This window comes from Brevibacterium sp. XM4083 (assembly GCF_006489205.2).
In the GTDB taxonomy this organism is placed as follows: domain Bacteria; phylum Actinomycetota; class Actinomycetes; order Actinomycetales; family Brevibacteriaceae; genus Brevibacterium.
In genome coordinates, this window is the sequence record NZ_VFYR02000003.1 from 170,006 (window position 1) to 187,671 (window position 17,666).

The window sequence follows — 17,666 nt, forward strand, 5'->3', positions numbered from 1 at the left end:
AAGGACCCGACCATGACCGCAGGCCCCGATCGCCGCGACCTCCTCATCAGCGAGGACCTCATGCTCCTGCTCCTGCCCGAATCCGGGAAGATCCCCGAGATCACCCCCGGACTCGAGTCCGCACTCACCGGGGCACTCCTCGTCGACCTCGCCGAGGCGGGGTTCATCGACATCCTCCCCGGCTCCGACCCGGCCTCGCCGTTCGTCCGTCCCGCCGAGGTGCCGCGCCCGACCGATCCGATGTTCGTCAACGCGATCGCGCTCCTCGGGCAGAAGGAGCGACCGCTGTCGTCGGCGCTGCCGATCCTCCTCCCCCGCCTCGACGACGTCCTCCTCGTCCGGCTCGGCAACCACGGCGTTCTCCACCACCGCAGTTCCCGCTTCCTCGGACTCTTCCCCACCTCGTCGTGGCAGGTGCTCGACCCGGCACCCGAGGAACGGCTGCGCGCGGAGATCGGCGCCGTCCTCGACGGCGGTGAGTCGGTCGACGTCCGCACGGGCACGATCATCGCGCTCCTCCACGGCGCCGAGGCGGCCCGGCAGATCTCCCCGCCGCTGACCTGGGATGACAAGGTCGCCCAGCAGGTGGCGATGGCCGCGTGGGCGAGCGCACCGATCCGGGACATCCTCGAGGCGGCGACCGCCTCGGCGAAGCACACGACCGAGACCGCGAGCGCGATCAGCGACTCCGCGACCGGGGCACGGGTGGCCCGCGCCTCGACCTGGCCCGACACCTGAGCCCCGCTTCCAACCGCCAACCGCGAGCCCGTCGATCCACGCTCGCAACCCCCCGATCAGCGCTCGCAACCCCCGATCCACGCGACACTCGAAATCCGCGCCGCGGGCGACGCGGATTTCCGGCCCCGCGTGGAACGAGAGAACCGGGATTCGCCGGAGCGTCGATATTCGAGCCCCGCGTGGATGGAGAGCCGAGCCCCACCGCCGACCGACCGCCACCCCACCACCCGTGAATGCGACCGGCTCGCACCCCACTACCCGTGAATGCAGCACCCAGCCACCCATGAATAGAGCAGGTCCCCTGACGCCTCCGTCCGGGGACCTGCTGTGCTGAGTCGAGGCTCAGCGCGGGATGCGACCCGCGGTGACGAGTCTCAGCTGTTCGTGCCGCCGTTGCCGTCGTCCTTCGTGCCGGGCAGGCCCTGGGCCTTGCGGCGCATGAGGAGGACGACGATGACGATGATGGCGAGCGCACCAACGCCGAGGAGGATGATCATCGGCATCGACATGCCGGTGTCGCTGCCGGTCGATTCGCCGATCTGACCGCGCTCTTCGGTGTTCTTGCCGGGTTCGTCGACGACGGCTCCGCCGAGGCCGGCCTTCGTCGACTGTTCGACCGAACCGCCGGCGCCCTCGGCGTCGCCGATGGTGAAGGCGAAGTCGCCGGAGATGGGGTGACCGTCGGAGGAGACGACGCGCCACACCACGGTGTACGCGCCGGGCTTGAGGTTGTCGGGCAGCGCGACGGAGAGCGTCGTGCCTTCCGCGGTGAGCTCACCTGCGGAGACGTCGGTGCCGTCGACCTTGACCATGACCTCGGAGCCCACGGCCTGGATCTCGCCGGAGAACTTCATCTCGAGCCACTCCGGCTGCTTGTCGAGCTGCGCCCCGTTCTCGGGGTTCGTCGAGATCAGCTGATCATGGGCGCTGGCCGGTGCCGCCGCGACGACGCTGAGCGCGGCGACGATGAGGGCGGCGAACACGAGCCTGAGAGCGGACCACTGTGTTCGAGTCATTTGCGATTCTCCTTCAACGATTGTCACGGCAAGGGGACTTCGCCATCGGCGAGTCCCGCCCCCTCCAGTATCCCAGATCCCAGCCTCACCGAGGATGCGCGGCGACGGCGCGCAGGTGATCTGTGAGGCCGGTCACAGACCTCTCCATTGTCTCAAGGGTTTCTTCGAAATCGGTCAATCGGCCGCCGTACCACGGGTCGGGGACGTCAGGAGCGGGTGCGTCATCGTCTCCCCCGCCGAGGCGGCCCCCGCTCCCGTACGGATCCGCCGTCCCGCCTCGGCGGGGGTCGACCGACGCCTCGGGGTCGAACTCGCGCAGCATGCGCAGCTCCGGGCGCGCCTCGGCGGGAAGGTCGGCGATGAGACGCTCAAGGGCGCGGTAGTGGCGGGCGGTCATCGCGACGGCGAGGTCGCGGTCGGCGAGCCATTCGGCGGTGATCTGCCGGGCGGCATGGTCGTCGGTGCGGTAGCCGGCGGCGGCGAGCACCCGCGCCTGCCGGGGGTCGATGGGGTTGCCCTCCTCCTCGTCGCTGATGCCGGCTGAGTCGACGACCGCCTCGGCGCCGATGGTCTCCAAGTGACGTTCGAGGACGCGTTCGGCGGTGACGGACCGGCAGATGTTGCCGGTGCACACGAACACGACGGACGGCAGAGCCATACTCTCACTCCTCACTCAGGGGACAAGGCCACCGTCCACGATACTGTTGCACCATGACTTCTCACACCTCGACGTCACCGGTGAATCCCGAGTCCGCGGGAGCCTCTGCTGACATCGCTCCCCTCGAGTCGGTGCGCCCGCAGGACGACCTCTTCCGCCACATCAACGGGCGGTGGATCGACGCGTTCACGATCCCCGACGACCGCGCCGGCGACGGAGCCATGCGCGAGCTCTTCGACACCGCGGAGACGAAGGTGCGCTCGATCATCCGCTCCGTCGTCGACGACCCGCAGGAGGCCGGCGGCGAGGGGCAGAAGGTCGCGGACCTCTTCTCCTCGTTCATGGACCTCGAGCGGATCAACGAGCTCGGCATCACCCCGCTCGAGGCGACGTTCGCCGCCATCGACTCAGCCGAGTCGAAGGCGGAGCTCGCGAACCTCCTCGGGCGGCTGGAGACCGAGGGCATCGGGGGGCTGCTCGGCGGGTACGTCACCGCCGACGCCAAGGACTCCGACATCTACGCCCTCTACCTCGTCCAAGCCGGGATCTCCCTGCCCGACGAGGACTACTACTTCAACGACGACTTCGCCGAGGTGCGGGAGAAGTTCCTCGCGCATGTGCAGAGGATGTCCGGATTCGCCGGCCTCGGTGAGGCTGCGGGGATCACCGACGCCGAGGTGGCCGCGAAGGTCATGGCGTTCGAGACCGCACTCGCCCGCCACCACTGGGACCGCGTGGCCACCCGTGATGCCGAGAAGACGTACAACAAGCACACGCTCGCGCAGCTGCGCGAGCTCGGCCCCGGGTTCGACTTCGATGCGTGGTTCGCCGCGGTCGCCGCCGACATCGACGGCGAACTCGAGACCGTCGTCGTCGGCCAGCCCTCGTACGTCGCCGGCATGGCCCAGGTGTGGGAGGACACCGACCTCGAGACGCTCAAGGTGTGGCTGCGATGGTCGGTGCTCACCTCGACGGCGTCCCTGCTCACCGACGAGATCGTCGAAGAGGACTTCGACTTCAACTCCCGCACGCTCTCGGGCACTCCGGCGCTGCGGGACCGCTGGAAGCGCGGGGTCGGGCTCGTCGAGTCCCTCCTCGGCGAGGCGGTCGGCAAGCTCTACGTCGAAGCCGAGTTCCCGCCTGCCGCGAAGGACGCGATCGACCACCTCGTCGACATGCTCATCAAGGCGTACGAGAAGTCGATCACCGAACTCGACTGGATGAGCGAGGAGACGAAGCAGCGGGCGCTCGTCAAGCTCTCGAAGTTCACGCCGAAGGTCGGCTACCCGGTCAAGTGGCGCGAGTACCCGGCAGAGATGGCCGCCGACGACCTCGTCGGCAACGTCCGCCGCGCCGCCCGAGCCGAGCACGCCCGCCAGATCACGCGCATCGGCGGGGAGATCGACCGCACCGAGTGGCTGATGACCCCGCAGACGGTCAACGCCTACTACCACCCGGTGATGAACGAGATCGTCTTCCCCGCCGCGATCCTCCAGCCTCCGTTCTTCGACGCCGAGGGTTCGGTGCCGGCGAACTTCGGGGCGATCGGCGCGGTCATCGGCCACGAGATCGGACACGGCTTCGACGATCAGGGCTCGCGCTACGACGGCGACGGCAACCTCGTCGACTGGTGGACGGCCGAGGATCGGGAGCGCTTCGAGGAGCGCACGAAGGCCCTCATCGACCAGTACGACGCGCTCGTTCCCGCCGGTCTCGAGGCCGGTCAGCACGTCAACGGGGCACTCACCGTGGGAGAGAACATCGGCGACCTCGGCGGACTGTCGATCGGGTGGAAGGCGCTCGAACTCGAACTCGGCCGCACCCCCACCGAAGCGGAGGCCGCGGAGTTCTTCGCCGCATGGGCGAAGGCGTGGCGGACGAAGATGCGCACCGAGGAGCGCGTCCGCAGGCTGAGCATCGACCCGCATTCGCCGGAGGAGTTCCGGTGCAACCAGGTCGTGAAGAACATGACGGCCTTCCACGACACCTTCGGCGTGAGCGAGTCCGATGCCATGTACCTCGCGCCCGAGGCCCGCGTGACCATCTGGTAGGTCTCGTCCCGACAACCCTCCGGGCGCTGGGCAACCCTGCGCGGGGTTGCCGAGCGCCGGAGGGTTGCCGGAATCGGGGTCGCCGCGCCTCTATCGGTGCCGGCGGACCATCGTGACGACGCGGAAGTCGAACTCCTCCCAGCTGCCGATCGGCGCCTTCGCCGCCAGCGCCGCCTCGAATTCGCCGATCTCGCGGTACGTCGATTCGAGCGGCAGCGTCATGTCCGCCTCCGCGTAGATGAGTCCGGTCGAGTCGGTGCCGACGACGTCGAGTCCCACCGAGGCAGGGTCGAGTTCGTTGTTCATGACGATCGGCACCCGACCGGGTGTCGTCGCGGGCGGTTCGGGGGTCGCCTCGGTGTGGCCCTGCTGGTCGCGCAGCTCCCGCTGGGCGGTGATGACGAACTCCGCGAACGCCCCGATCCCGATGACCGGCAGCCGTGAGGTGAGCGCATCGGTGGCGACCCTGACCAACCGCGAGCGCGCCTTGCGCGTGAGCGGGGCGAGATCGCCGCCGGACATCGCGACCCCGTCGAAGCCGACGAGCGACTGGTCGATCTCATCCTCGTTGGGGTTGAGGACGGTCATGTCGAGGCCGAAACGCGCGTACCACGGTCGGGTCGCCTCGGCGCTCGCCTCGTCCCACCAGCGGTAGAAGAGGAAGGGGACATTGATGCCGGCCTCCGAGTAGAAGAACGGGGGCCGCCGTTCTCCGGCGGTGACGGCGAAGGGCACGACGTTGCCCGGCACCGGAGCCGGGCACGTGGCGAACGCGGAGAACGCGAACGGGTAGTTCACCGCGCGGTTGAAGTCGACGACGAGCGATCCGTCGGCGTTGGGGATGCCCAGATCGAGGGTCCGCCACGCCGAGGTGGTCCTCCCGTTCGTGGCATCGTGGAAGTCGAGCTGGAGTCCGGTCGCCGGGCACCCGGAGGCGATGAGCGTGACCTCGCCGTCGGGGCCGGTGAACGTGACCTCGCCGACGACCGTCGTCGTCAGCTCGAGACCCTCCTGCGCGGTGGAGACCGGTTGTGCCTGCGGCTGCTCATAGGGGGTGAAGCGACCGAGGAAGACGAACTCACGGTTGGGGTCGTAGACGGGGACCTCGACGAATTTGCTCAGCAGCGGCGACTTCGCGTCGCGGATCCGCACACCGATCCGCCCACCGCGGTCGATGAGCTCGTAGAGCACGTGCCCGACGGTGAACCAGCCGAGCGAACCGCCCGGCGGCAGCTTCGCACTGAAACCGGTGTCCTCGACCCTGACCTGGGGCGAGTCGTCGGCGGGGGCCTCCCCTGCGGTAGCTCCGTCCTCGGCGGAAGCTCCGTCCTCAGCGGTAGCTCTGTCCTCGGCGGGGCGGGAGAGGAGGTCCAAAGTCTGTGCGGCGGGGCCGGCCTTCGTGCTCGGGTCGAGCGCGAGGCGCACCCAGCCGTCGTCGTCGACGGTGAAGGTGCCGGGGGCGTCGGGCCAGGTCGACTCCTCATCGAGCCAGTGCAGGCCGACGACGCTGAGCCAGCCGAAGGGGGTCGCCAACGACGAGTTCCGCGAGTCCCGCCAGGTGTTCCATTCGGCCACGAACTGGTTCACGTCGAAGTCCCCTCGCAATCTCATTCGTCGTCCCGCGTCTGCCGCTTCGGAGCTGTGATCAAAGCACCTGTGATCAAAGCTACCGCAAAGGATAGGCTGAGAAAATGAGCACTCCTCCCACCGACCAGACAGCAAACGCGCAGGTCGCAGCCGATCTCTCGGAATTCGTCTCTGCCTCTCCCTGCTCCTATCATGCCACCGCTGCCGCCGCCGACCGTCTCGGCGCCGCCGGCTTCCACCGGCTCGACGAACGCGACTCCTGGGCGCTAGAACCCGGCCGCGGATACTTCGTCGTCCGCGACGGTGCGATCATCGCGTGGATGACCCCGACAGAGACCACCTCGGTGATCCCGCCGTTCCGCGTCCTCGGGTCGCACACCGACTCCCCCGCCTTCAAGCTCAAGCCCGGTGAGGAGTTCACGACCGCCGGGGTGCGCCAGGTCGGCGTCGAGATCTACGGCGGGCCGCTGCTCAACTCGTGGCTCGACCGGGAGCTCGCGTTCGCCGGGCGCCTCAGCCTCGCCGACGGCACCGTCGTTCTCGCGCGCACCGGGGCGATCGCGCGCATCCCGCAGCTGGCCATCCACCTCGACCGGCAGGTCAACGAGGGCCTCACCCTCGACAAGCAGCGCCACACGACCCCGATCGTCGGTCTTGCTGATCTCGCCGAGGCCGACGTCCTCGAGCTCCTCGCCGCCTCCGCCGAGGTGGACCCCGAGCTCATCGTCGGCCACGACGTCTACACGATCCCCGTCCAGGAGCCTGCGCTCTTCGGTGCCGCGGACGAGTTCTTCGCCTCGCCGAGGCTGGACAACCTCCTCTCCGTCCACGCCGGGGTCACCGCGATGGTCGGGCTCGACGCCGAGGCGCTCGACCACCTCGCCCTCTTCGCCGGGTTCGACCACGAGGAGATCGGGTCGAACTCTCGGTCCGGGGCGAGCGGACCGTTCCTCGCCGACGTCGCCGAGCGCATCGTTGCCTCCCTCTACCCCGACGCGACGCGCAGCGACCACCTCGCCGCGCTGGCCGGGTCGGTGTGCGTGTCCTCGGACGCCGGTCATGCCGTCCACCCGAACTATCAGGAGCGGCACGACCCGCAGGTGCGGCCCCGACTCGGCGGAGGACCGCTGCTCAAGCACAATGCGCAGCAGCGGTATGCGACCGACGCCGTGGGCACCGCGGTGTGGGCTAAGGCGTGCACTGCGGCCGGGGTCGAGTACCAGGACTTCGTGTCGAACAACTCCGTGCCGTGCGGGTCGACGATCGGACCGCTGACGGCGACGCGGATGGGGATGACGACCGTCGACGTGGGACCGGCGCTCTACTCGATGCACTCGGCGCGGGAGATGTGCGCGATCAGCGACGTCGTCGCCCTCGGTGCCGCCGCCAAGGCCTTCCTCCAGGGAGCGTAGGGGCCGGCGCCGGCACTCCACGCGTCGGTCCGGGCGAGATCGGCGCTCTCTGGCGTCGGTCCGGGCGGGATCGGCGCCGCCACTCCGTACGCCGATCCACGCGCAGCCGACACTTCCAGCCTCGATCCACGCTGGGCCCGAATTCCGCGTCGCCCAAGACGCGGAATTCCGGCTGCGCGTTGATCGAGAGCGACCGACTTCGCGGGAGCATCGATTTTCTCCCGCCGCGTTGATCGAGCGCGACCGGGTACGCGGTGATCGAGGGCGATCGGCAGTCGCCGGGCGGTCGACGAGGTGGCCGCCGAACCGTCGACAAGGCGGTCGACGAGGCGGCCGCCGAACAGTCGACGAGGTGGTCGCCGAACGGTCGACGGGCGGTCGACGAGACGCGCTGTTTTGTGGCGACGCGCACACTGTGATAGTCGTTGTGTGACCCCACGGGGGCCTCCGGCAGGAGGCTGAGATCGGGCTAAGGCCGCTCGAGACCGTTGAACCTGATCCGGTTGATACCGGCGGAGGAAGAGAGGATCGCAGATGACTGCGCCTACCCCTGACACACCCGAAAACACCACGCCCGCCGAGGACTACTCCCTCGAGCAGTACCCCTCGCATTCGCTCGCCTGGGTCGAGGACAGCGAGCACGGCATCCGCGTCCCGGTCACCCGCATCGACCTCGAGGACACGAACGGCCGCCCCAACGAACCCGTCCACGTCTACCGCACCGTCGGCCCCGGCGCCGTTCCCGAACACGGGCTTCCGCCGCACCGCGCGCCCTGGATCGACGACCGCGACGACACCGAGACCTACGAGGCGCGCGGACACCTCATCGAAGACGACGGCCGAGCCGCCGTCCGTCGCGGGGCGCCCTCTCAGCAGTGGCAGGGTCCGGAACGGTCACCTCGGCGAGCGAAGAACGGACGCACCGTCACGCAGATGCACTACGCCAGGAAGGGCATCATCACTCCGGAGATGCGCTACGTCGCGATCCGCGAGCAGTGCGACGTCGAACTCGTCCGCTCCGAGGTCGCCGCAGGCCGGGCGATCATCCCGTCGAACATCAACCATCCCGAGTCCGAACCGATGATCATCGGCAAGGCGTTCCTCGTCAAGATCAACGCGAACATCGGCAATTCTGCGGTGACGAGCTCGATCGCCGAGGAGGTGGAGAAGCTCCAGTGGGCCGCGAAGTGGGGTGCCGACACCCTCATGGACCTCTCGACGGGCAACGACATCCACACCACCCGCGAATGGATCATCCGCAACTCCCCGATCCCCATCGGCACCGTCCCCATCTACCAGGCGCTTGAGAAGGTCGACGGCGACGCCGAAGCGCTCACCTGGGAGATCTACCGCGACACCGTCATCGAACAGTGCGAGCAGGGCGTCGACTACATGACCGTGCACGCCGGCGTGCTGCTCCGCTACGTCCCGCTCACCGCGGACCGGGTCACCGGCATGGTCTCTCGCGGGGGCTCGATCATGGCCGGCTGGTGCCTGGCCCACCACGAGGAGAACTTCCTCTACACCCACTTCGACGAGCTCTGCGAGATCTTCGCGGCCTACGATGTCGCGTTCTCCCTCGGCGACGGGCTGCGCCCCGGCTCGATCGCCGACGCCAACGACGCCGCCCAGTTCGCCGAACTCGACACCCTCGCCGAGCTGACGAAGCGGGCATGGGAGCACGACGTCCAGGTCATGGTCGAGGGCCCCGGCCACATTCCGCTCCATCTCGTGCGGGAGAACGTCGAGCGCCAGCAGGAGCTCTGCGACGGCGCCCCCTTCTACACCCTGGGTCCGCTCGTCACGGACATCGCGCCCGGCTACGACCACATCACCTCGGCGATCGGGGCGACGGAGATCGCCCGGTACGGCACGGCGATGCTCTGCTACGTCACCCCGAAGGAGCACCTGGGACTGCCCGACCTCGACGACGTCAAGACGGGGGTGATCACGTACAAGATCGCCGCCCACGCCGCGGACGTCGCGAAGGGCCACCCGGGGGCGACGGCCCGGGACGATGCGCTGTCGAAGGCGCGGTTCGAGTTCCGCTGGCGCGACCAGTTCGCGCTCGGCCTCGACCCGGAGACCGCCGAGTCCTTCCACGACGAGACGCTGCCGGCGGAACCGGCGAAGACCGCGCACTTCTGCTCGATGTGCGGGCCGAAGTTCTGCTCGATGCGCATCTCCCAGGACATCCGCGACACGTACGGCAGCGCCGAGGCGCAGGCCGCGATCGCCGGCATGCAGGCCAAGAGCCGGGAGTTCCTCGCCGCCGGCGGTGAGGTCTATCTGCCCGAACCGACGATCGGTCCGCGGCAGGGCTGAGGTCCGGGCAGGGCTGAGGTCCGGGCAGGACTGAGGTCCGGGCTGGGCTGGGGTCCGGTCAGCGGGTGTCGGCGGGGTGGGGTCGGCGTGCCTCACCCCGCCGAGGCGGTTGCCGGGGTGAGATCGGAGTGCCCCACCTCGCCGCGGTGCTCCCGGGCTGGGAGCGAAGTTCCCACCTCGCCGAGGTGGTCCCGGGCAGCGTCTCGTTCCCGGACTCTCGGGTCGGTGCTCGTCCACCGCTGGTAGGGTCGCTCTGTGTCCACTCAGCCCGCCGCGCCGCATGCTCCGAACCAGTCAGCGGAGCCCTCGTTCCGGGCGTCGTTCGACTGGTTCGCCCCGTACCTCATCGTCCTCGTGACGGGGCTGATCACCGTGGGCATCTACGCGCTGGCGTGGTGGAACGCGGGGTCGATCATTCCGCTGCCCGTCTTCGTCGCACTCTTCTGCATCCCGGTGCTGCTCGGCTGGTGGGTCTCCGGGGCCGCGTTCGCCACCGTCATCGGTCTCGCCCTGCGAGTCCACTGGGCGCTGCGCAGCGCGCTCACTCTCGTGATCTGCCTGTGTGCGACGATCGTCGTCCACTTCCTCATCATCGAGATGTTCAACACCGGCTTCTACGGAGTGCCGGCGATGATCATCCCCGGATGGATCTACTGACCGGCGCTGGCGAGCGGCCGCACACACCGCCCCGCACACACCGACCCATGGACACGCACAACCTCCCGCGCGCACGCCCGTGCCCTCGCCCACGCGCGTCCGCGCACTGACGCCCGCCCCGACCGCCTGTGTCCAGCAGCCGTCCGCATCGTGGATCACGGCGGAGTGCGGATAGCGGGTGGTGCACCACCCGCTATCCGCACTCCGCCGTGATCGGGAGCTGCCCGCCCCCTCAGCACTGGCCCCTCAGCACTCGCCCCTCTGCCCGCCAACTCAGCGCCGCCCCCTCTGCGCCGGGCTCGCTGACTTGGCGCCGGGGTCGTCCGCGTGGCGCGCCTACTTGTTGAGTTCGTCGAGCGCGGTCTGCGAACCCGGGGCGAGCGGGATCGGCTCCGGCGGCATCGCCGTGTCGAGCTTGATGTCCTTCGCCGCCGCGTGGACCTTCTCGAGGTCGGCCTTCTTGTCGAAGATCAGCTTCGTCAGGGCGCACTGGGTGCCCTCATCCATGTCGTTGCGGACCATGAGGACGTTGGGCGTGATGATCGTGTTGACCGCCCCGACGCCCTTGTACGTCTCGGCGGGGATCTCGGCGACCTCGTAGACGGGGTTGATCTCCTTCATCTGCCCCTCGAGGGCGGAGATGTCGAGGAACTCGACGTCGCCGCCGTTGGAGGTGAAGAGGTCGGTGACACCCGCTGTCGGCAGACCGCCGGACCACACCATGCCGTCGAGCGTGCCGTCCTTCATTCCGTCGACGGTCTTCGCGAGGTCGAGGCGCTGCTTCGTCACGTCGGCGTCGGCGAGTCCCGCGGATTCGATGAGGCGGTTGGCGATGACCTCGGTGCCGGACTTCGGTGAGCCCGTCGAGATCGTCTTGCCCTTGAAGTCCTCGATCGTCTTGATGTTCGCATCCTTGCGGACGATGACCTGGGTGTAGTTGTCGTAGATGCGCGACAGTGCGGAGATCTCCTCAGGCTGCTCGAAGTCCGCGTTGCCGGACACCGCGTCGGCGGCGGTGTCGGCGAGCGAGAACGCGATGTCGTAGTCGCCGGCCGCCAGCTGCTGGAGGTTCTGCACCGAGGCTCCGGTCTCGGCGGCGGTCGCCTTGAGGTCCGTGTTGTCGGAGATGAGCTGGGCGAGACCGCCGCCGAGCACATAGTACACGCCCGTCGAGTTGCCGGTTGCGATCGTGATCTGCCCGGATGCGGCCGTGCAGCCGTCTCCGCCGGAGGCGGCAGGCGTGTTCTCGCGTTTGCCGCCGCACGAACTCAGCGCGAGGACCGCGGCGACGGCGGCCGCGGTGACGGTGAACATCTTCGTTCTCTTCATGGGCTCTTCCCTTTCTCAGTGGTGGTCGGTGTGGGGGTGGTCGGTCGGGAGACCGAGGTCACGGGCGGGGTCACGGCAGAGCCGCCTCGGCGGGGGTGTGGTCCGTCTGCCGGGGACGGCGGCGAAGGATGAGGTGGACGATGACGGCGAGGATCAGAGCGGTGAAGCCGACGATCATCGACAGCGGCTGGAGGTAGAGGAGGGCGCCGGCGGCGATGAAGCAGAGGATGCGCTCGGGCCAGCCTGCGCGGCGGATGATCCACCCGCCGGCGCCGGCGGCGAGCGCGGCGACGGCGAACGCGGAGACCGCGCCGGTCCACAGCGCGCCGAGGAATCCGCCCTGGGCGACGAGCGACGCGCCCTCGGGGGTGAACGTGAAGGCCAGGGGCACGAGGAAGGCGGGGATCGCGTACTTGCACGCCTGCCACATCGTCGCGATGACACGGCCTCCGGTGATCGCGGCCGAGGCGACGGCGGCGAGCGCGGTCGGCGGGGACACCTCGGAGAGGACGGCGTAGTAGAAGATGAACATCGCGGCCGCCGCCTCGGGGATGCCGAGGGAGATGAGGGCGGGTCCGACGATCACCCAGCTGATGATGAACGACGCGGTCACGGGCACGGCGAGACCGAGGATCGTCACGGCGATCGCGGCGAAGATGCAGGTGAAGACGATGACGGCGGTGGGGTTCGACGAGATCGCCTGCGCGCCCTTGACGAGGATGTCGGAGATGACCTGGCCGAGTCCGGTCTTCGTGATCGTCGAGACGATGATGCCGGCGGCCGCGCACACGCTTGTGACCGGCAGGACCGAGCGGATGCCCGTCGACAGGGCGCCGAAGATGACATCCCAGATCGCGCGGAGGATCCTCTTCGGCTGCCCGCGGTGGGCGAGGACGATCTCGATGATGCCGAACCCGATGCCCACCAGGGTCGCGTAGACGACGGCTTTGAACGGGGCCATGCCGAGGGCGAGGAAGACGACGATGATGCCGAGCGAGATGAAGTGGTAGAAGCCGCGTTTGAGGATCGGCCACGAGCGCAGGCCGGTGGGCGGGCGGTAGTCGACGTCGATCTTGCGCGAGTCGATCTCGATGGCGAGGAAGATGCCGAGGTAGTAGAGCAGGGTGGGCACGACCGCCCAGAGGAGGACGAGGCCGTAGGAGACGTTGAGGAGTTCGGCGATGATGAAGGCGGCGGCACCGAGCGTCGGCGGGGAGAGGATCGCGCCGATGCCGGAGGCGGCGAGCATGCCGCCGGCGTTCTCCTTCGGGTAGCCGGCCTTCTTGAGCACCGGCCAGGTGACCGCGCCGAGGGAGACCGCCGTCGCCGTGCCCGATCCCGAGACCGTGCCGAGGAGGAAGCCGGAGAGGGCGACGGTGCGCCCGGGGGCGGCCTTCGACTTCTTGAACAGGGAGAAGGAGAGGTCGATGAAGAAGCTCGCCGCTCCCGTCTTGTCGAGGACGGCGCCGTAGATCGTGAAGAGGACGATGTAGGTCGCGGCGACGTCGAGCGGGATCCCGTAGAAGCCGGAGGCGTCGTTGTAGAGGGCGTTGATGATCTGGTCGAAGTTCTGGCCGGCGTGGGAGCCGGGCCAGCCGACGGGGATGTAGGCGCCGTAGTAGCTGTAGAGGAAGAAGACGACGCAGAAGATCGGGAGGATGAGGCCCGTCGTCCGCCGCGTCGCCTCGAGGATGAGGAGCATGAGGATGCCGCCCATCGTCACGTCGAGCGGGTCGAGGGAGCCCTGCCGGTTGAGGAACTCGTTGAACCCGCCGGAGAAGAACGGCAGCACCGGGTAGGCGCAGGTGAGGAACGTGAGGACGACGAGGATCCAGTCGATGACCGAGGGGTTGTCCGTCGTGCGGGCAGGTTTGGCTGTCCGCGCTGTACCCGGCGCCGAGGCGGTCGCCTCCGCGGCGGCGTCCGCTGCGTGCGCGCCCGCTTCCTTCCGCCGGCCGAACCCGGGGCGGTAGCAGATGAAGACGAGAGGCAGGACGAAGGCGAGGAACCACATGAGGTAGTACTGGTTGCCCTGCCGGAGCGGGAAGAACACCTGGTTGAGGACGTAGAGGGAGATGAGGAAGCAGACGATGCTCACACCCAGGTCGAGTCGACGCGTGAGTCTGCGCTGCGGGAGTTCCTCGTCGTACTGGGCGATGAGGTCGTCGACGTTCGCTTGGGGAAGCGGACTGGTGGCAGTCGCGGACGGACGCTCGGACATCGGTGTCCCTTCGGTCTCTCTGGTGTGGCGGCGGGGTGGTGTGGTTCGGTGTGTGGGCGGTGGGGTGGTCGGGTGATGTGTGATGGTCGGTCGGCACGGGTCGGCTCACCTCCTCGTGGAGTCGACCGGCGCTGGTCACCGCACTCGATAATGTGAGTTGACTCACAGTATACCGAGAGGACCGGCCGGTTCCGGCGGATCGGGACGATCGGGACGGGATTTAGCGTGATCGTTACGCAGGGTGCCGCTATTCGGGAACGCGCGAGGCGGCAAGAGGAAGCCGGGGCGCGTGCGGGGTGCACTGGTGGCATCCGCGGGCCGCGCAAGAGATGTCTGCCGGTGGGACGTCAGCGAGATCGGCCCGCCCACGCCGGCGCCGGGCCTCGTTCAACACGTGGCGCGAAAAAGTCGTCTTCGGGGACGACTTTTTCACGCCACGTGTTGAACGAGCAGCCACTGCTCGACGCAACCCGTCGATGTTCGCGCCACGTGTTGAACGAGCAGCCACTGCTCCACGCAATCCGTCGATGTTCGCGCCAAGTGTTGAACGAGCGGGGCAGATATCAGTCAGCGCCTGTGTAGGTTGGGACCATGGCCGAATCTCAGCGGGTCTTCGACGCGCACTTCCACATCATCGACCCAGCGCACCCACTCGTCGAGAACAACGGGTATCTGCCCGACCCGTTCACGGTCGCCGACTACGTCGCGCGCGTCGGTGGACTCAGTGACAGCGGACACAGAGGCGGAGTCAGCGACGATCGACGCGGCAGCCCTGACCCCGGAACCCGTGACCCCGGCGCTCCCGCCAGTGCCGAACCCGGCCCCAGCGATCCCGCCCCCGCCGGCACCGAGCCCACCCCCGCCGACGCCGAGCCCACTCCCGGCCTCAGCGACTCCGCTTTCACCGTCGTCGGCGGCGCGATCGTCTCCGGGTCGTTCCAGGCCTTCGACCAGTGCTACCTCGTCGAGGCGCTGCGGCGGCTCGGACCGACCTTCGCCGGAGTCACGCAGCTGCCGGCTGACACGAGCGACGAGCACATCCTCGCCCTCGATGCCGCCGGCGTGCGCGCCCTGCGCTTCAATGTCGCCCGCGGCGGCTCTGCGGATGTGGGCGACCTCGATCGCTTCGCCCGTCGCGTCCATGACCTGGCCGGCTGGCACACCGAGCTCTACATCGACGCGCGCACGATCGACGACGATCTTGCCGCGCGGATCGCGGCCCTGCCGGCCGTGGGCATCGACCACCTCGGAATGCACCGGGACGGCATCGACACTCTCCTCCGCCTCGTCGAACGCGGCGTCAAGGTCAAGGCGACCGGGTTCGGGCGGGTCGACCTCGATCCCGCCGAGGTGATCCGCCGCATCGTCGACACCGACCCATCCGCGCTCATGGTCGGCACCGACCTGCCGTCGACACGGGCTCGTCGCCCGTTCGCCGACACCGACCTCGACCTCGTCCGCGAGGTGCTCACGCCCGCCGAGGTCGACGCCGTCTTCTGGTCCAACGCCGCCGACTTCTACCTCGGACGACGCGCCCGCACGAGCTGATCCGGCGCCCGTCCGAAACGGTCTGCAAGCCGCCCGGGGAAGATCCCGCCGCCGACTCGCCCTACGCGGCGGCCCGTCTTACTGGGCGGACCGTCTTACTGGCCGACTCGCCCTATGCGGCGGCCCGTCTTACTGGGCGGCCCGCCTCTCATACGCGGTCCGGGCGAGCACATAGCCGAGCACGCCGAAGCCGACGATCCAGAGCAGCGAGATCCACCAGCTGCTGCCGAGCGGCGTGCCCATGAGCAGTCCGCGGATCGTCTCGATGATCGGCGTGAAGGATTGGACGTCCGCGAAGATCTGCATCCAGCGCGGCATCGTGTCCGTGGGCACGAATCCGGAGCCGACCATCGGCAGGAGCATGAAGAGCATCGGCACATTGCTCGCGGTCTCGACCGACTTCGCCATGACGCCGAGTGCCACCGACAGCCATCCGAGGGCGACGATGAGGAGGAGGCAGAAGCCGACGAGGCCCAGCCAGTCGAGCCCGTCCGCCGCCGGTCGGAAGCCGAGGAGGAGCGCCAGACCGAGGACGATGACGACGGCAGCGACCTGCTGCAGGCCATTGCTGATGACGTGGCCGGCCATGACCGCGCCGCGCGAGATCGACATCGACCGGAACCGGGTGACGATCCCCTCGTTCATGTCCTGCGACATCGACAGCGCCGTCAGCTGCATGCCGCCGACGAAGGTGAGCACGATGATGCCCGGCATGACGTAGGCGAGGTAGTCACCGGAATCACCGCCGAGCCCCCGGCCCAGGGTTCCCCCGAAGACGTAGACGAAGAGCAGGAGGATGACGATCGGGGCACCGACGAGGAACATGAACACCGGATAGCGCACAGCGTGGACGAACTGCCGCTTGACCATCGTCGCCGTGTCCGCCCATGCCCAGCGGATCGGGTGACGCGCCGGCTCGGGGGCTGCCGCGGTCAGCGGTGTCGTGGGGGTCTGAGTCATCGTTCGGTCCTTCCGTGTCGTGTCGCGATGTCGGTCGGGTGGGTGCCGTCATGTCTCTCGCCGAGGCTGTCCACCGGATCCGCGGTCGCATCGGCCTCGTCGTCGCCAGTGGCGTTCGAGCTCACATCGGTCGTGCGTGCCCCGTGCCCGGTGAGGGCGAAGAAGACATCGTCGAGGCTGGGCGTCTCCACGGTGAGTCCGCGCGGTTCGATGCCGGCGGACTCCAATCCGCCGAGGACCTCTCGCAGGTGTGCCGCTCCCCCATCACCGGGGATAAAGAGCGCAAGCGCCTCAGCCCGACCGGCGGCCTGCGGCCAGAGGCTCTGCGCTCGATCGAGATCGGCCGCCGAGGCGAACGCGAGGTCGATGCGACCGCCGGGGATGAGTCGCTTGAGCCCGGCCGGGGTGTCGTTCGCGACGATCTTCCCATCATCGAGGACGGCGATGCGATCCGCGAGTTCATCGGCTTCGTCGAGGTACTGCGTCGTGAGGAGGATCGTCACCCCGGAGGCGACGAGTTCGCCGATGATCTCCCACATCGTGCGGCGGCTGCGCGGGTCGAGGCCGGTCGTCGGCTCGTCGAGGAAGACGAGGCTGGGCCGGGCGATGAGTGTCATGGCGAGGTCGAGTCTGCGGCGCATGCCGCCGGAGTACGTCGATGCCTGCCGTCGGCTCGCGGGACTGAGGTCGAAGCGCTCGAGCATCTCGTCGACCCGCGCCTTCTGTTCCGCCCCCGGTAGGTGGGCGAGGGCAGCGACGAGGGCGAGGTTCTCTCGGCCGGTGAGCAGACCGTCGACGGCGGAGAACTGCCCGGTCAGCCCGATGAGCGGGCGCACTTCGGCCCCTGCGGTCACGACGTCACGACCGAACACCTCGGCGCGTCCGCTGTCGGGACGCTGCAGTGTGGAGAGGATGTTCACCGTCGTCGTCTTCCCGGCCCCGTTGGGACCGAGCAGGGCGAGGACCTCACCGCGGGCGACCTCGAGGTCGATGCCTGCCAGGACGGTCTTGTCGCCGTAGGCCTTCCGCAGGTCTCTGACGCTGATGGCCGGTCTGGTCGTCGGCGTGGTTCCGGATTCGGTGACGAGATCCGACATGGGATGCTCCTTGTTCTCGTGGTGATCTGTGGGCCGGCGGCGCTGCGCTGACCGGTTTTCGGGTGCA

13 protein-coding genes and 1 riboswitch are annotated in these 17,666 nt (G+C 68.7%); of the genes, 6 read left to right on the top strand and 7 right to left on the bottom strand.

The features are described from left to right. The first annotated feature begins 12 nt into the window (after window positions 1–12). Window positions 13–738 (top strand): GOLPH3/VPS74 family protein, encoded by a 726-nt coding sequence (locus tag FJ887_RS10060; RefSeq protein WP_063250398.1) that lies wholly within the window; start codon window positions 13–15, stop codon window positions 736–738. Between the two features lie 374 nt (window positions 739–1,112). On the opposite strand, the gene FJ887_RS10065 is transcribed toward FJ887_RS10060, so the two are convergent. Together FJ887_RS10065 and FJ887_RS10070 are read right to left on the bottom strand one after the other, a co-directional pair. Beyond that, a complete protein-coding gene (locus tag FJ887_RS10065) occupies window positions 1,113–1,754 on the bottom strand; it encodes a copper resistance CopC family protein (RefSeq protein WP_063250397.1) in 642 nt (213 codons plus the stop codon). 85 nt (window positions 1,755–1,839) lie between these two features. Next, entirely contained in the window at window positions 1,840–2,412 is a 573-nt protein-coding gene (locus FJ887_RS10070) for a low molecular weight protein-tyrosine-phosphatase (RefSeq protein ID WP_063250396.1), read from the bottom strand. Between the two features lie 53 nt (window positions 2,413–2,465). On the opposite strand from FJ887_RS10070, the gene FJ887_RS10075 reads away from it, so the two are divergent. Next, window positions 2,466–4,463: a M13 family metallopeptidase gene (locus tag FJ887_RS10075; RefSeq protein ID WP_162909101.1), complete on the top strand. Its 1,998-nt coding sequence runs from the start codon at window positions 2,466–2,468 to the stop codon at window positions 4,461–4,463. A gap of 90 nt (window positions 4,464–4,553) precedes the next feature. On the opposite strand, the gene FJ887_RS10080 is transcribed toward FJ887_RS10075, so the two are convergent. After that, window positions 4,554–6,050 carry a DUF1684 domain-containing protein gene (locus FJ887_RS10080; RefSeq protein WP_223289976.1) on the bottom strand — a complete coding sequence of 499 codons (1,497 nt, stop codon included), beginning with the start codon at window positions 6,048–6,050 and terminating at the stop codon, window positions 4,554–4,556. Between the two features lie 104 nt (window positions 6,051–6,154). Between FJ887_RS10080 and FJ887_RS10085 the strand changes: the two genes are divergently transcribed. The 3 genes from FJ887_RS10085 to FJ887_RS10095 all read left to right on the top strand — a co-directional run bounded on the left by FJ887_RS10085 (window position 6,155) and on the right by FJ887_RS10095 (window position 10,444). Then, complete coding sequence (locus FJ887_RS10085) at window positions 6,155–7,462, top strand: M18 family aminopeptidase (protein WP_063250393.1); 1,308 nt, start codon at window positions 6,155–6,157, stop codon at window positions 7,460–7,462. A 427-nt stretch (window positions 7,463–7,889) separates the two neighbouring features. Then, a riboswitch (TPP riboswitch) is annotated at window positions 7,890–8,000 on the top strand. Beyond that, entirely contained in the window at window positions 7,997–9,787 is a 1,791-nt protein-coding gene (gene thiC, locus FJ887_RS10090) for a phosphomethylpyrimidine synthase ThiC (RefSeq protein WP_140955346.1), read from the top strand. It overlaps the preceding riboswitch by 4 nt. A 255-nt stretch (window positions 9,788–10,042) precedes the next feature. Beyond that, window positions 10,043–10,444: a hypothetical protein gene (locus tag FJ887_RS10095; protein WP_140955347.1), complete on the top strand. Its 402-nt coding sequence runs from the start codon at window positions 10,043–10,045 to the stop codon at window positions 10,442–10,444. A gap of 336 nt (window positions 10,445–10,780) precedes the next feature. Here the strand turns inward: FJ887_RS10095 and FJ887_RS10100 are convergent, their stop codons facing one another. Both FJ887_RS10100 and FJ887_RS10105 read right to left on the bottom strand, forming a co-directional pair. Further along, window positions 10,781–11,773: a TAXI family TRAP transporter solute-binding subunit gene (locus FJ887_RS10100; protein ID WP_137827087.1), complete on the bottom strand. Its 993-nt coding sequence runs from the start codon at window positions 11,771–11,773 to the stop codon at window positions 10,781–10,783. A 70-nt stretch (window positions 11,774–11,843) separates the two neighbouring features. After that, window positions 11,844–13,994, bottom strand: coding sequence for a TRAP transporter permease (locus tag FJ887_RS10105; RefSeq protein ID WP_137827086.1), 2,151 nt, complete (start codon window positions 13,992–13,994; stop codon window positions 11,844–11,846). A 591-nt stretch (window positions 13,995–14,585) separates the two neighbouring features. On the opposite strand from FJ887_RS10105, the gene FJ887_RS10110 reads away from it, so the two are divergent. Continuing rightward, the gene (locus FJ887_RS10110; protein WP_140955348.1) at window positions 14,586–15,542 is read left to right on the top strand and encodes an amidohydrolase family protein; all 957 of its coding nucleotides are present in this window, start codon (window positions 14,586–14,588) and stop codon (window positions 15,540–15,542) included. Between the two features lie 129 nt (window positions 15,543–15,671). Here FJ887_RS10110 and FJ887_RS10115 read toward each other — a convergent pair whose 3' ends face one another. Both FJ887_RS10115 and FJ887_RS10120 read right to left on the bottom strand, forming a co-directional pair. Beyond that, window positions 15,672–16,502, bottom strand: coding sequence for an ABC transporter permease (locus tag FJ887_RS10115; protein WP_140955349.1), 831 nt, complete (start codon window positions 16,500–16,502; stop codon window positions 15,672–15,674). Further along, on the bottom strand, window positions 16,499–17,599 hold the full coding sequence (locus tag FJ887_RS10120) for an ABC transporter ATP-binding protein (RefSeq protein ID WP_137826244.1): 1,101 nt from the start codon (window positions 17,597–17,599) through the stop codon (window positions 16,499–16,501). The genes FJ887_RS10115 and FJ887_RS10120 overlap by 4 nt, the downstream gene beginning before the upstream one ends. Window positions 17,600–17,666: the final 67 nt, after the last annotated feature.